The sequence below is a fragment of the Pseudomonas sp. PSE1(2024) genome, from assembly GCF_050990555.1.
GTDB lineage: Bacteria > Pseudomonadota > Gammaproteobacteria > Pseudomonadales > Pseudomonadaceae > Aquipseudomonas > Aquipseudomonas aphyarum.
Map to the genome: position 1 here is coordinate 3,496,914 of NZ_CP158967.1, position 13,825 is coordinate 3,510,738.

The 13,825-nt window shown below is 61.1% G+C and carries 12 protein-coding genes; 6 read left to right on the top strand and 6 right to left on the bottom strand.

Annotation, left to right across the window (positions count from 1 at the left end; translation table 11 throughout):
• Positions 1-18: 18 nt before the first annotated feature.
• The 6 genes from ABTV87_RS15750 to ABTV87_RS15775 all read right to left on the bottom strand — a co-directional run bounded on the left by ABTV87_RS15750 (position 19) and on the right by ABTV87_RS15775 (position 4,460).
• On the bottom strand, positions 19-783 hold the full coding sequence (locus tag ABTV87_RS15750) for an IclR family transcriptional regulator (protein WP_085603279.1): 765 nt from the start codon (positions 781-783) through the stop codon (positions 19-21).
• A 227-nt stretch (positions 784-1,010) separates the two neighbouring features.
• A complete protein-coding gene (locus ABTV87_RS15755) occupies positions 1,011-1,400 on the bottom strand; it encodes a RidA family protein (protein WP_039768794.1) in 390 nt (129 codons plus the stop codon).
• A gap of 31 nt (positions 1,401-1,431) precedes the next feature.
• Positions 1,432-2,229, bottom strand: coding sequence for an amino acid ABC transporter ATP-binding protein (locus ABTV87_RS15760; protein WP_007960239.1), 798 nt, complete (start codon positions 2,227-2,229; stop codon positions 1,432-1,434).
• On the bottom strand, positions 2,226-2,888 hold the full coding sequence (locus tag ABTV87_RS15765) for an amino acid ABC transporter permease (protein ID WP_102686074.1): 663 nt from the start codon (positions 2,886-2,888) through the stop codon (positions 2,226-2,228). The genes ABTV87_RS15760 and ABTV87_RS15765 overlap by 4 nt, the downstream gene beginning before the upstream one ends.
• A 9-nt stretch (positions 2,889-2,897) precedes the next feature.
• Positions 2,898-3,560, bottom strand: coding sequence for an amino acid ABC transporter permease (locus ABTV87_RS15770; protein ID WP_007960243.1), 663 nt, complete (start codon positions 3,558-3,560; stop codon positions 2,898-2,900).
• Between the two features lie 51 nt (positions 3,561-3,611).
• Entirely contained in the window at positions 3,612-4,460 is an 849-nt protein-coding gene (locus ABTV87_RS15775; protein ID WP_085603277.1) for a transporter substrate-binding domain-containing protein, read from the bottom strand.
• 338 nt (positions 4,461-4,798) lie between these two features.
• On the opposite strand from ABTV87_RS15775, the gene ABTV87_RS15780 reads away from it, so the two are divergent.
• From ABTV87_RS15780 to ABTV87_RS15805, 6 genes are all read left to right on the top strand, one after another.
• Entirely contained in the window at positions 4,799-5,230 is a 432-nt protein-coding gene (locus tag ABTV87_RS15780) for a thioredoxin family protein (RefSeq protein WP_433897877.1), read from the top strand.
• A gap of 175 nt (positions 5,231-5,405) precedes the next feature.
• On the top strand, positions 5,406-6,560 hold the full coding sequence (gene wecB / locus ABTV87_RS15785) for a non-hydrolyzing UDP-N-acetylglucosamine 2-epimerase (RefSeq protein WP_433897878.1): 1,155 nt from the start codon (positions 5,406-5,408) through the stop codon (positions 6,558-6,560).
• The gene (gene nrfB / locus ABTV87_RS15790) at positions 6,557-8,731 is read left to right on the top strand and encodes a cyclic di-3',5'-guanylate-activated glycosyltransferase NrfB (RefSeq protein WP_433897879.1); all 2,175 of its coding nucleotides are present in this window, start codon (positions 6,557-6,559) and stop codon (positions 8,729-8,731) included. Before wecB ends, nrfB begins: the two co-directional genes overlap by 4 nt.
• Positions 8,728-11,886: an NfrA family protein gene (locus ABTV87_RS15795; protein ID WP_433897880.1), complete on the top strand. Its 3,159-nt coding sequence runs from the start codon at positions 8,728-8,730 to the stop codon at positions 11,884-11,886. Before nrfB ends, ABTV87_RS15795 begins: the two co-directional genes overlap by 4 nt.
• Positions 11,886-12,764, top strand: coding sequence for a DUF4434 family protein (locus ABTV87_RS15800; protein ID WP_433897881.1), 879 nt, complete (start codon positions 11,886-11,888; stop codon positions 12,762-12,764). The genes ABTV87_RS15795 and ABTV87_RS15800 overlap by 1 nt, the downstream gene beginning before the upstream one ends.
• The gene (locus ABTV87_RS15805) at positions 12,748-13,824 is read left to right on the top strand and encodes a GGDEF domain-containing protein (RefSeq protein WP_007960261.1); all 1,077 of its coding nucleotides are present in this window, start codon (positions 12,748-12,750) and stop codon (positions 13,822-13,824) included. Before ABTV87_RS15800 ends, ABTV87_RS15805 begins: the two co-directional genes overlap by 17 nt.
• The last annotated feature ends 1 nt before the right edge of the window (position 13,825 follow it).

Sequence of the window (13,825 nt, forward strand, 5' to 3'; positions counted from 1 at the left end):
GCCCGCTGGCGGGCGCGGTTATTCGTTGATTCGCCGGGCGAGGCTGTTGGCGCTCTCGATCAAGACCCGGCGATAGTCGTTGTAATTGTTTTTGGCATCAGCGCGCGGGGCGACGATGCACAGGGTGCAGATGGCAACGCCTTGAGGGTCTTTGACCGGGGCGGCGAAGCAATGGGTGAAGGTGTCGGCGACACTGTCGAACGAGAAGAAGCCGTCGATGCCGGCCTGACGGATTTCCGCCAGAAACGTCTCCATCGGCAGGCGTTCGCCACCCGGCAGAATGAAGTCGTCAGGGTCGATCAGGTCGCTGATCTGCTGATCGCTCAAGTGCGCCAGCAGCAGGCGACCGGAGGCGGTCCACGGGATCGGCGCGTTTTCGCCGATATCGGAAGAAATGCGAAAATGCCGCTCGCCCTCCTTCATCAGCGCCACCGTGTATTTGCGCCCGTTGAGCAGGCACATCTGCGCGGTTTCCCGGGTCTGACTGACGATCTCCTGCAAGGCGTGATCGGCTTCGCGACTGAGGTCGAAATGCCGCAAATGCGCCTGCCCGAGGAAGTACAACTGACGACCGAGATAGACGTGACCGTCCTTGCCCACCGGCTCCAGAATCCGCCGTTCGAGCAACGAGGCCACCAGTTCGTAGACCGTTGATTTCGGGCTGCCGATGCCGTTGGCGATGTCGTTCGGGCGCAGTGGCTGGCCGATCTCCTTGAGGAAATCGAGGATATCGAACGCCCGGTCCAGACCGCGTGCCCGGCGCTTGATGGTGTCTTCGGTCATTTCTGTTGTTCCCATAAAAGATGCCGGGATGGTAACTGGCCCTTGGCGTTGTGTCAGTTGGATCGCAGCCCTCACCCCCCGCCCTCTCCCGGAGGGAGAGGGAGCCTGACCGTATCGATACATGACTAGCTGACAAACGCTGGACTCTGCATCGATAGAGATCAGTCCCCTCTCCTGGGGGAGAGGGCTAGGGTGAGGGGGCTACGGCCTCAGCGACGCCACATCTCTCAAGCCTTCTTCTTGTAGGCAATGCAGTCGATCTCGACCTTGCAGTCGACCATCATGCTCGCCTGCACACAGGCCCGGGCCGGTGCGTGTTCGGGCTTGAAGTACTCGCCGAAGACCTTGTTGAAACTGGTGAAATCCCGCGGATCGTCCAGCCACACGCCAGCGCGTACCACGTCTTCCAGGCCATAACCGGCCTCTTCGAGAATCGCGATCAGGTTCTTCATGGTCTGGTGCGTCTGCTCGACGATGCCGCCCACAATGATCTCGCCATCCACCGCCGGCACCTGCCCGGAAACGTGCAGCCAGCCATCGGCCTCAACGGCGCGGGCGAATGGACGAGGCTGGCCGCCAGCGGCGGTGCTGCCGGTGCCGTAACGAGTAATGCTCATGGGTGTTTCTCCTGATTGAAAAAGTGAAAAGTCAGAACCGCGTGCTTTTGAGAAATTCCGCCAGCCGCGGCGATTGAGGACGCTCGAACAGTTCCTTGGGAGGCCCCTGCTCTTCGATGCGCCCCTGATTCATGAAAACGATCTTGTCCGAGACCTCGAAGGCAAAACGCATTTCGTGGGTCACCAGCAACATGGTCATGCCGTCCTCGGCCAGGCCCTTGATCACGTTCAGCACTTCGCCGACCAGTTCCGGGTCGAGGGCCGAGGTGACTTCGTCGAACAGCATCAGGCTCGGGTTCATCGCAATCGCCCGGGCAATCGCCACGCGCTGTTGCTGACCACCGGACAACTGACCGGGAAAGTGATTGCGCCGCTCCAGCAGGCCGACCCGCTCCAGCCATTTCTCGGCCAGGACCACAGCTTCGTCCTTGTGCATCTTTTTGACTTTCAGCAAGCCGAGCGTGACGTTCTGCAACGCGGTGAGGTGCGGGAACAGGTTGAATTGCTGGAACGCCATGCCGGTCATCGCCCGATGACGGGCAATGACTTTTTCCGGGTGGCGCACGCGCTTGCCGTTGAGTTCGTCATAGCCGATGGATTCGCCGTCGAGCAGGATCTGCCCGCCCTGAAATTCCTCCAGCATGTTCACGCAGCGCAACAGCGTGGTCTTGCCCGAGCCACTGGAGCCGATCAACGTCACCACGTTGCCGCGCTGCATGCTCAGGTCGACGCCCTTGAGCACTTCGACCGCGCCGTATTGTTTGTGCAGGCCACGGATGTCCAGCAGGGGCTGACCGTTCTGGACGTTGGAAACTTGAGCTTGAGTCATGGCAGGGCCACCCGCTTTTCAATGTGCCGGCCGAGTAATTCGATGCCGTAGTTGATGACGAAGAACAGAAAACCGGCGAACAGGTAAAACTCCAGGGTCATGAACGTCCGGGCGATGATCTGCTGGGTGCTGAGCAACAGCTCGGCCACGCCGATCACCGACAGCAAGGTCGAGGCCTTGACGATTTCCGTGGACGAGTTGACCCAGGTCGGCAGGATCTGCCGCAACGCCTGAGGCAACAGCACGTAACCGAGGGACTGATAGAACGTCAGGCCGATGGCTTTGCCAGCTTCCATCTGCCCGCGTGGCAATGCCTGCAATGCGCCGCGCACGATCTCGGCCACGTGCGAGCCGCAAAACAGTGTCAGCCCGAGTGCACCGGCCTGAAACGCGCTGATCTGCCAACCGAGCGCCGGTGCCATGTAGAAGCACGCCAGCACCAGCACGAACACCGGCGTGCCGCGAATCAGGTCGACATAAAAGCGGAACGGCGCGCGCATCCAGAACTTGCCGTAGGTCAGCACCAGCCCGGCGAATACGCCGATAAACGTGCCGAACAAAATCGCCAGCGCCGACACCTGCACGCTGGTCAGAAAGCCTTGCCACAAGGCTTCGCGGGCAATCCACAACTCATGCAACCAACTGGGGGATTCGTACATCGCAGCCTCCTATCGGCGGATTGCCAGACGCTGCTCGAGGTAACGCAGCAGCATGGCAATGAGGTAACAGGCCGCGACATACAACGCCGTGGTCACCAGCCAGGTTTCGATTACCCGGTAGCTCTCGACGTTGATCTTGCGCGCGTAATAGGTCAGCTCCGGCACCGCGATCGCGGCGGCCAGCGAGGTGTCCTTGAACAGCGAAATGAAGTTGTTCGACAACGCCGGCAGCACGTTGCGCAACATCACCGGCACGGTGACGTAGGCCTTCACCTGCCACTCGCCGAGACCAATCGCCAACCCCGCTTCGCGCTGGCCCTTGGGGATGCTCAACAAACCGCCGCGGAACACTTCGGTCAGGTACGCCCCGGCATACAGCGACAGGGTGATGATGAACGACGGGATCTTGTCCAGCCGGATCCCCAGGCTCGGCAACGCAAAGTAGATCAACAGAATCAACACCAGAATCGGCGTGTTACGGATCACCGTCACATACACCGATGCCAGCACCCGCAAGGCGCGATGCCTGGACAGCAAGGCAAACGCCATCAGCAGGCCGATCACGCAGCCGATGGCGATCGACACCAGCGCCAGTTCAAGACCCAGACCGAGCCCCGCCAGCAAGGTGTCGAAGTCGCGCCACACGGCGGCAAAGTTCAACTGATAGTTCATGGTCGGCAGTACCTTGAGCGGGGCGCATCAGGGCGCCCCACTCTCACGGGATCATTTGAATTCGACAGGGAAACCGATTGCAGGCGATGGCAGATCGACGCCGAACCATTGCTTGAACGACGCGGCGTAGGTCGGGAACTCAACGCCGGTCATGGCTTCATGCAGCGCGGTGTTGACGAAGTTCAGCCAGTCCTGATCGCCACGTTTGACGGCGCAGGCGTAGGTCTGCGGGCTCCAGGCATACGTCGGGCTACGGTAGCGGCCAGGGTTTTGCACCATCAGGTATTTGACCGAAGACTGGTCGGTGGCGGCGGCATCGGCGCGACCGGAGTTCACCGCCTGATACATCAGATCGACGCTGTCGTACTGATCGACCTTGGCCTTGGGCAGCGCCTGATGCACCAACTCCTCGGCGTACACGTTCTGCAACACGGCTACGGTCACGCCATCACCACCGGCCTGCAGGTCTTCGATTTCCTTGTACTTGCTGTTGTTCGGCAGCAGCAGGCCGACGCCTTCGCGGTAGTACGGCAGGGTGAACGCCACTTGCTGTGCACGGCTGGCGGTGACGGTGATGAACTGGCAGCTCATGTCGACTTTGTCAGTCAGCAGGTTGGGAATCCGCGCATCGGACGACTGCACCACGAACTCGACCTTGCTCGGATCATTGAACAGACCTTTGGCCACGATCCGCGCGATGTCGATATCAAAGCCCTGCAACTTGCCGTCCGCGCCCTGGAAGTGCCACGGCGCATTGGTGCTGCCGGTGCCCACAATCAGCTTTCCACGAGCCAGGACGCTGTCGAGCTTGCTGTCGGCCGCCTGGGCCATACCCATGACAGCGGACGAAGCCGCGAGAACAAAAACACACGCTTTGAACAAGGAAGGTCGGCGATGCATGGCAAGCACTCCAGAGGATTGTTTATTCCGATATACCGGAACACGGTTTGTTACTACGGAATAGACAGCAGAAAGTGTGCCACAGGATTCGCGGGGAATCTGCAATGGATTGAAATTTGTTTTGAATCAAAGAGATGGAGGTAACCCGCGGATCGGTGTAACCAAAAGTGATTCCGCGCCTCGCTACTTTGCGCCACACATGGCGGGTAGCCGGGCCACATTCTGGTGCGCGATGCACGATTGGGCGCGGGCTGCACCTGTCAACTCTGACAGTTGCGGTAACGGTCGCAGCGCCCCTAACGTCGCACTGTCCCGCACATCGAATAAAGGAGGCTCCAATGACGACACCGACTCGATATTCAGCGCTGCCCCCGACGTACCGGAAGGTCTTGAAAGCCAGGCGTCTTGTCGTCCTGTATTTCTTCAACGAGCACTGCGGTGCCTGCGTGTTTTCCAGCCCCGTTTTTCTCGAGATAGCCAAGCCCTTTCGGCCCTGGATGGATATCTTCATGCTCGATACAGCACAGTGTTGTCGGAATCCGGAGGTCTCGGGCACGCCGACGGTGTTGTTCTACAAGGAAGGCGTTCTGGTTAAAAAACTGAAAGGCATCGGTTCGGAAGAATCCCTCCTGCAGGACTTCACCCAATTCCTTGGCAAAACCAGACACTGTGTTGCACCGCGCAAACCGACCCATGACCTGAACTGGCTTCGCCACACCCTCAGCACCCTCTGCACCATCCCCCGCGCAAAACGATGGAACTTTTCCTGAAAGTGCCACCTAAGAGCCATCAGATAATGGCACCGTCGTTCCAATTGATCTGTAACAACTAGCCTCGAAGCCGGATTGGACAAGCTCCCATCCGGCTGCTTTTCTTTATTTCTCAGAAAGAGATGAGTGCTGCCGGCCCTCTGGTCGCGGCCTTGCTTCGTCCCAGGAGGGGTCAATGTCCTTTAATGTCATGATGGTTTTCGGTACTCGCCCGGAGGCCATCAAAATGGCCCCTCTGGCCCGGGTTCTGCGTCAGTGGCCCGACATCACACTCAACATCTGCTCGACCGGCCAGCATCGCGAGATGCTCACCCAGGTGCTGGATGCGTTCGAACTGACGGTCGACGAAGACCTGCAAGTCATGACCCAGGGCCAGACCCTGAACGGTCTGTCGCAACATCTGCTCGCCCAGCTCGATCAGGCCTACGAGCGGGTCAAACCGGACATCGTCCTGGTGCACGGCGACACCACGACCAGCTTCATCGCCGCCCTCGCCGCCTTCAATCGCCAGTTGCCCATCGGTCACGTCGAAGCCGGTTTGCGTACCGGCAACCTGCGCGCACCCTGGCCCGAGGAAGCGAATCGACGCCTGACCGGCGTGATTACCGACCTGCATTTCCCGCCGACCTCCAAGTCCGCCGCCAATCTGCTGCGCGAAGGCGTACCCGAAGACAACATTGAAATCACCGGCAACACCGTGATCGATGCCTTGCTGTGGATGCGCAAGCACCAGCAGGAGATCGATTGGCATCCGCATGCCGATTCGCCTCTGGCGGCGATTGATGACCAGCGCCGGATGATTCTGGTCACCAGCCATCGACGGGAAAACCTCGGCGACGGTTTCCGCAATATCTGCCAGGCCCTGGCCGAACTGGCCGAGCAATACCCGGACGTGCAATTCGTCTATCCGGTGCACCTCAATCCGCTGGTGCAGGAGGTGGTGTACGGCATGCTGGCCGACAAACCGAACATCTATCTGGTGCCACCGCAGGACTATCCGAACTTCGTCTGGCTGATGGGCCGCGCGCACTTCATCCTGACTGACTCCGGCGGCGTCCAGGAGGAAGCCCCGGCGATCGGCAAACCGCTGCTCGTACTGCGCGACGTCACCGAGCGGCCGTCCGTGCTCGAGAGCGGCACCATGCTGCTGGTGGGCACCGACAAGGCGCGCATCGTCAAGGAAGCCCGACAACTGCTGGACGACCCGGACACCTACGCGCGCATGAGCCGCGTGCACTTCCCCTATGGCGACGGTCACGCCAGCGAACTGATCGCCACCCGCCTCCACGCCTGGCTGAGCGCACGCTCGGCGGCGGGTAAAGGGGTATGAGTCTGGGTTGGGTCGATTTCTTCGCGTATGTGCTGTTCGGTCTCAAATATGTGGCGATTACCCTCGCCCTGCTGATGTTCATCCTCGGGCTCGATGACCTGTTCATCGACCTCGTCTACTGGAGCCGCAAGTTCATCCGGCGCTGGCGGATCTACGAGAAATTCAAGCGTGCCGACGAGGAGCGTCTGTATTCGATTCCCGAGAAGCCGCTGGCAATCATGGTGCCGGCGTGGAACGAAGTCGGCGTGGTCGGCGAAATGGCGCGTCTGGCCGCCTCGACCATCGACTACGAGAACTATCAGATTTTCGTCGGCACCTACCCCAACGACGCCGAAACCCAAGCTGATGTCGACGCGGTTTGCCAGCACTACCCCAACGTGCACAAAGTGGTTTGCGCCCGACCCGGCCCGACCAGCAAGGCCGACTGCCTGAACAACATCATCGACGCGATCCTGCGCTTCGAGAGCGAGGCGAAAATCCAGTTCGCCGGGTTCATCCTGCACGACGCCGAAGACGTGATTTCGCCGATGGAATTGCGCCTCTACAACTATTTGTTGCCGAACAAGGACCTGATCCAGATTCCGGTCTACCCCTACGCGCCGGAGTGGAAAGGCTTCACCGCCGGGCACTACGTCGACGAGTTCGCCGAGAACCACGGCAAGGACGTCATCGTCCGCGAAGCCCTCACCGGCCAGGTGCCCAGCGCCGGCGTTGGCACCTGCTTCAGCCGTAAAGCCATCAGCGCCCTGCTGGAAGACGGCGACGGCATTGCCTTCGATGTGCAGAGTCTCACCGAGGACTACGACATCGGTTTCCGCCTCAAGCAGAAAGGCATGAAATGCATCTTCGCCCGTTATTCGGTCAGCGATCCGAAACTGGCGCTGGAGCAACCCTGGGTGTTCGGCATGAACCGCGAATTCTCCCAGGTGATCTGCGTGCGCGAGCACTTTCCCCGCGACTTGCAACACGCAATTCGGCAGAAATCGCGGTGGATTGTCGGCATCGTGTTCCAGGGCACCAAGAACCTCGGCTGGAGCCGCAAGGGCCTGCTCAACTACTTCCTGTGGCGCGACCGTCGCGGGCTGATCGCCTACCTGCTGAGCTTTCTGGTGAACCTGCTGTTCCTGGTGCTGCTGGCGATGTGGGCGGTGACGATCATTTCCCCGGACTCGTGGCGCTATCCCTCGATCCTCGCCGACAGCTCGCTGCTCTCGGTGCTGTTGTGGCTCAACGGCCTGATGCTGCTCAACCGCCTGTTCCAGCGCGGCTGGTTCGTCACTCGTTACTACGGATTGGTTGAAGGTCTACTGTCGGCGCCGCGCATGATGTGGAGCAACTTCGTCAACTTCTTCGCCAACCTGCGTGCCCTGCGTCAGGTCATGGAAATGGGCGATTCACGACGCGTGGCCTGGGACAAGACTACCCACGAATTCCCGGCGCTGACCAAGGCGCAACGTACTCCGCTCGGCCATCGTCTGGTGGAAAAAGGCCTGCTTACCGAAGAACAGCTGGAAGCGGCGATCACCAGCCCCGTGCGCCGTCGACTCGGCCGCGAACTGTTGCTGCGTGAGTACATCGACAGCACTCAGCTGGTTCAAACCCTCGCCGAGCAACTGGATCTGGAATGGGCGCCGCTCAATCCGTTCAAGCTCGACAAACGCCTGATCGATGCCGTACCGCGCCGGGTCGCCTCCCACTACGGCATTTTGCCGGTGGCCGAAGAAGGCGACACCCTGATTCTGGCCTCCGAAGGCCCGGTCAGCCAGGTCTCGCTGGGCGCCATCAGCCGTCAATTGAAACGCCCGGTGCGCAGCCGTCTCGCACCTCAGGGCCGCGTCACATTGGGGATTCGTTACTGGTACGCCAGCCCCCGCCAGAATGAGGAAGTGCGTCATATGCTCGAAGTGCTTGAGCGCCATCAGGACGATGAAGCCTTGCTGGAACGGGTCAGCCGCCATCAGGTGCTGCTGGGCAATCTGTTGCAGGTGCGCGGCATGGTGCCGCCAACCCTGTTCAATCAGGCGCTGATCGACTTCGATGCCGAGAACATGTCACTCGGCGAGCATTTGATTTCCCGGGGGATGATCACCCAGGAAGTACTGGAACAGGCGCTCGCCGATCAGGCCAGCGAACAGCAAGCCGCCTACCGCATCGTCCGGGAGGTCGCATGAAGCCTGTGCATCGTCAAACCTTGCTGATGGGCAGCCTGCTGCTGGGCCTTAGCACCGCGTATCCGCTGCAAGCTGCACCGCTGAGCGACTTTGAACAGTTCCGCAGCTACCCCTACATGGACCGCAGCTATCGCGAGGCGAAAAAGGGTAACTGGAAAGAAGTCGAACGGCTGATGCGTCACTTGCTGGAAAAGGTCCCGAAAAACGATGAGGCCCGGGCACTGCTGGTGGAATCCCTGGCCAAGCAACGTCGTTACAAGGAAGCCCTGCAAGCGTTGCCGGACAACAGCGACGCCCTGCTCGATCTGCGCCTGACCTGGATCGAACAGGATCCGCCAACCAGCACGCAAGTTGAAGACTGGATGGCCGCCAGCAACCTGAATGACCGCGTGCGCCTTTGGCAGGCCTACAGCCTGAGCCTGGCCAAGTTCGGCGGCGCGGCCAAGGCCCATGACTGGCTGGCACAACTGGCGCCCAAGGGTGACGACAATATCCTGCGCCTGGCCCGCGCCAACTGGTCTGAGCAACTGCGCGACTGGAGCGGCACCATCGACCAACTGGCGCCGCTGGCCGCACGCAAACAACTGGACGCCGAAGGCTGGCAACGGCTGGCCAACGCGTATGTGCAACGCCTCGATGAAAAGCCGCTGCAGCAACTGCTGCAACAGGCGCCGAGTCCCGAGGCCGCGCGCAACATTCGCCTGGCGATGGTCGATCGCGCCATCGCCATGGGCCACGAGCAACAGGCCCTGCGCTGGATGCAGTCGTTGCCGGCCAGCGATCTCGCTGATCCGGCGCAGCGTCTGCGGCTGTGGGAACTGGCGCGCAAGACCGAAGACGTGCCCACCGTGCAGCGCCTGAGCAACGATCTGCAACGGCCCTGCCTGGAAACCGCCGAATGGCTGTCGCGTCAGGATCCGGAAGCGGCGCTCAAACAACTGCGCAGCTGTACGCCGACCGACGACCCACAGACCTGGCTGGTACTCGCCCAGCGCCTGCAAGCCACGGATCTATTGCAAAGCACTCGTCTGCCGGAGCCTTGGGACAGCCGACGGCAAACGCAGGTGCTCGACATTTGGCAGGAGCAAGGTCGCAGCGCCGAGGTCAACGCCTGGCTGGCCGGTCAGAAGCAGACGCCCGATATCGTCAAGCGGCGGGCGGAGCTGACGCAGCGCATGGGACGGATGATTGAAGCGGAAACCCTGTGGGAACTGCATTACCGGCAAACAGGCAATCTTTCCTCGCTGAATCAGGCCACTTACCTGGCGGTAAATGCCGGCGATCACGCGCACGCTCAACAGTTGCTGGAATCTGCGTTCGATCGCCATGACGGGCGTTTGCCAGCGACGGCGTTGCAGCGCCTGGCCGGTTTGTATGCCGCTGCGCCAACAACGACACCAGAGCAACAGCGGCGCATGGCGCTGCTGCTCAACCGGGTGGACGGTGCCACGCGCGGCCAACTGCTCGCGCAACTCGCGGAGACCGGCCAGTGCGACGCCGTGCAGCAAGCCATCGGCAGCCACCCGCAAGCGGCTGGCGATTACCGCGCGCTCGGTCGCTGCGCCATGCCTGATCGCCCGGGTGAAGCCGTCGTCTATTACCAGCAGGCTGAAAAGCTCGGCGATCGCGGCAGTCGTCTGCCGCTGGCCTATGCCCTGGAAGCGGCCGGTGATTCTGCCGGTGCACTGACGATCTGGCGCAGCATCCCGACCGCCGAACTCAGCGACAACGCGCGTCTGACAGCCAGTCGCAGCGCACTGAATGTCGGCGACAGCCAGACCGCCGAAACCTACTGGCAACAGAGCACCACTCGCGGCGCCAATGAATGGGCCCTCGGCGCAGCCATCGCCGACGCACGGGGTGATCACGCCCAGGCAATGCAACGTCAGCGGCAGGCCCTGCAACAGGCACCGGATGCCGGGCATTTCTACGCCGCATCTGTCACCGCGCAAAAGGCCGGGGACTTGCCACAAAGCACCGCGTGGCTGGCCGAAGCGGTACGTCGCGAGCCGAACAACCCGCGTTATCGCGCCGACTACGGCATGCGTCTGGCCGGTGCCGAAACCCGCGAAGAGCGCGCCACGGCCATTCCGTATCTGCAACAGGCGACCCGGGATTTCCCCGAGGATTACCGCTTGGGCGAAACCCTGGCCTGGCGCTACGACGAAGTCGAAGACAGCGCCTCCGCGCGCAAGGAACTGCGTCGGGTGATCGACCTGGAGCAGAACCCGGTGGCAGCCGATGACGAAGACGGCAGCATGGAGGCCCGCCGGTACCGCCAGCGCCGCGCCCATGAAACCTTGTCCCGACGTGACAGCTTTACCGTTGCCAGCACCTGGTCACCGGCCGGGGTCTCAACCAACGACTTTCTGCGCCCGGATGACAGCGAAGGCAGCAAACGGGTGACCCGCTCGCAGAACGTTCAGGTCGCGATGTGGGATCACGCGTTGGGTGAAGAACCGAGTCGGGCCGGCAGTACGCTGTCGGTTTATGGCCGGATGCTGTTCGGAGGCCAAGGTCGCTCCAGCTATGGCGAAACCTTCGCTACCGGCGTCGGCCTGCGCTACAAGCCGTGGGGCACGGCCAACGTCAACCTGTATGCCGAAATCTACAAGCAAACAGGCGTCAGCGACGATGGCAGCGGCGGCATGCGCCTGGGGCAGTTATTCAGCCCGGTGAAAGTCTGGGATCAGGGTCACGACTACGATCGCTTCGGTCGCACCAGCACCGACTACCTGCTGCGCGCCACCGCTTCGTTCCTCGATCAGGGCAAGTACCGCAATGACTGGCGGGTCGACGAAAACGAATGGGACGAGCGTTTCCTTTACCTCGACGCCGCATGGTGGACCAAGGCCGGCGATCACCAGTGGCTGTCGCGCTTCCAGCAAGGTCACGCCTGGAAACTGCCGTTCAGCGGAGCCCAGACGATCATGCCTTACGGCTTCCTCGAGTTTGCCAGCCAGGACCCGAGCAACGACTGGCGCCAGGACCTGCGCACCGGTGTCGGTCTGCGCTGGCAATGGTGGTACGACGAGGATCGCTACAACGCCTACCGCTCGAAACTGACGGTTCGCACCGAATATCAACAGTCGCTGGGCGGCAATCTGTATGAAGGCGGCAACGGTGTACTGCTGGGCGTGGAGTGGAATTTCTGATGGCTCGATGGATGTTGTGTTTGTGCCTACTGATGAGTGCCACTGTCGCCAAGGCCGATGAGCATGTCTTCTATCAGCCGCTGAATGTCGATGCCGGCCTGACTCAGGCGCAGTGGCAGAAAGTCTGGCAAGACACCGCGAAACAAGGCACGCGAACCGTGATCGTGCAGTGGACGGCCTATGGCGACTCGGACTTCGGCGGCGCCAATGGCTGGCTCGCCAACAGCCTGAAACTCGCTCAACGACAAGGTCTGCAACTGGTGCTCGGCCTGGCGATGGACCCGGCCTACTACAAGCGCATCGATGAACTGGACAGCGCCGGCCTCGGCGCTTACTGGCAGGCACAACTGGGTCAGTCACTGGCTCAGCAGCAGAAGCTGCGCCAGGACTGGAAGCTGCCGGTCAGCGGCTGGTATCTGCCGCTGGAACTGGACGACCTGCACTTTCTGGCGGCAGATCGACGGGCCACGCTTCAGCGTCAGTTGAAGGATTTCGCTGCGAGGCTGGATGCGCCGCTGCATGTCAGCGCCTTCAGTGCCGGCAAGCTGGCCCCGGCGGTCAACGGCCAATGGCTGGGCGAATTGACGGCGGCGGGTGCGCAGGTCTGGTGGCAGGACGGCGCAGGCACCGGTCGTTTGTCACCGCTGGTGCGCAACGGTTACGCCAGTGCACTGCCCTGCCCCGTGGGGATCGTGCGCGAAGCCTTCCGGCAGGTCAGCCGCGAGGGCGAGCCATTCCGTGCCGAACCGGCCAACCCGGATTCGACCTCGACCGGCTGCCATCGGAACGCGGTGTTTTCCCTGCGCTATCGTCCGTGGGGCTCGGTAATCCTCGATAACCAACGCAGGCATCCGGGCAGCAATGTACAAAACCATTGAAGACGAAGTCCTGAAGAAGACCGCGCCTGCCGAACTGTGGAGCGAGTTCATCCAGCATGAATTCGAGCGGCTGCACACATTCTGCCTGCTGATTTATCTGGCAAGCATCAGTGTCTGGATTGTCTTCGATCTGATCGTCAGTTTCCTGGGCGGGCAAGGTTTTACCTGGCGATCGATGGTGTTTCTGACGGTGTTTTCGATTCAGGCGGTCATTCTGCTGTTCACGCGAAAAGCCGCCCATTTCGACATCCTGAACATCCTGTTCGTCGTTGCCATGACCGTTGGCGTGCGACTGCTGATCGACGGCCTGCCCGCCAGTTTTCAACCTGCGTGGCTGGTGCTGGGCGCCTCGAGCATGCTTTACAGCATTTCGGTTCTGCCCATCAGCCGCTGGTCGTTTTACACCTCGCAAGGGGTGATCTGGCTGGTGCTCAATCCGTTTTTTGGTACCGAAGTCGGCCTTTTCGAACTCAAAGGCGTGATGACCATCGCGTACGCCGTGTTTCTCTGCGGGTTGACGATCTATACGTTTTTGAAGCTGCGCGAGGCCAAGCTCTACAACTACATCATGTCCAAGCTGTTGCTGGACCAGGCCTACAACGACACCCTCACCGAAATCCCCAACCGTCGCTCGTTCATGACCCGCGCCGGAAAAACCCTGCAAGCCGTGCCGCGCGAGCACGACCATTACCTAGCGATGATCGACATCGACAACTTCAAGAAAGTGAATGATGTGTACGGCCACGACATCGGCGATGAGGTGCTCAAGCGCATCGCGGCGGACATCAAAACCGTGATGTCACGTTTCGAGTACGCACGATTGGGCGGTGAGGAGTTTGCAATCTATCTGGCTGGTGTGCGCCGCGAGGATGTCGAGGCGCTGGCCGGGGAATTGTGCCGGGTGGTGCGTGAACAGCCGACCCGGCACCCGGTGACCATCAGCATCGGTCTGGCCCGGGTCGAAGATGGCGACACCCTAAACCAGGCCCTGATCAAGGCCGATGAAGCACTGTACGAGTCAAAGCATACCGGCAAGGACCGGTACACTTTTCATCAGTGAG

What these genes read in the sequence shown, in the direction of transcription:
- ABTV87_RS15780 (WP_433897877.1), top strand. Translation starts at nt 4,799, where the DNA reads ATGACGACACCGACTCGATATTCAGCGCTGCCCCCGACGTACCGGAAG.
- ABTV87_RS15765 (WP_102686074.1), bottom strand. Translation starts at nt 2,888, where the DNA reads ATGTACGAATCCCCCAGTTGGTTGCATGAGTTGTGGATTGCCCGCGAA.
- nrfB (WP_433897879.1), top strand. Translation starts at nt 6,557, where the DNA reads ATGAGTCTGGGTTGGGTCGATTTCTTCGCGTATGTGCTGTTCGGTCTC.
- ABTV87_RS15755 (WP_039768794.1), bottom strand. Translation starts at nt 1,400, where the DNA reads ATGAGCATTACTCGTTACGGCACCGGCAGCACCGCCGCTGGCGGCCAG.
- ABTV87_RS15750 (WP_085603279.1), bottom strand. Translation starts at nt 783, where the DNA reads ATGACCGAAGACACCATCAAGCGCCGGGCACGCGGTCTGGACCGGGCG.
- wecB (WP_433897878.1), top strand. Translation starts at nt 5,406, where the DNA reads ATGTCCTTTAATGTCATGATGGTTTTCGGTACTCGCCCGGAGGCCATC.
- ABTV87_RS15795 (WP_433897880.1), top strand. Translation starts at nt 8,728, where the DNA reads ATGAAGCCTGTGCATCGTCAAACCTTGCTGATGGGCAGCCTGCTGCTG.
- ABTV87_RS15770 (WP_007960243.1), bottom strand. Translation starts at nt 3,560, where the DNA reads ATGAACTATCAGTTGAACTTTGCCGCCGTGTGGCGCGACTTCGACACC.
- ABTV87_RS15805 (WP_007960261.1), top strand. Translation starts at nt 12,748, where the DNA reads ATGTACAAAACCATTGAAGACGAAGTCCTGAAGAAGACCGCGCCTGCC.
- ABTV87_RS15775 (WP_085603277.1), bottom strand. Translation starts at nt 4,460, where the DNA reads ATGCATCGCCGACCTTCCTTGTTCAAAGCGTGTGTTTTTGTTCTCGCG.
- ABTV87_RS15760 (WP_007960239.1), bottom strand. Translation starts at nt 2,229, where the DNA reads ATGACTCAAGCTCAAGTTTCCAACGTCCAGAACGGTCAGCCCCTGCTG.
- ABTV87_RS15800 (WP_433897881.1), top strand. Translation starts at nt 11,886, where the DNA reads ATGGCTCGATGGATGTTGTGTTTGTGCCTACTGATGAGTGCCACTGTC.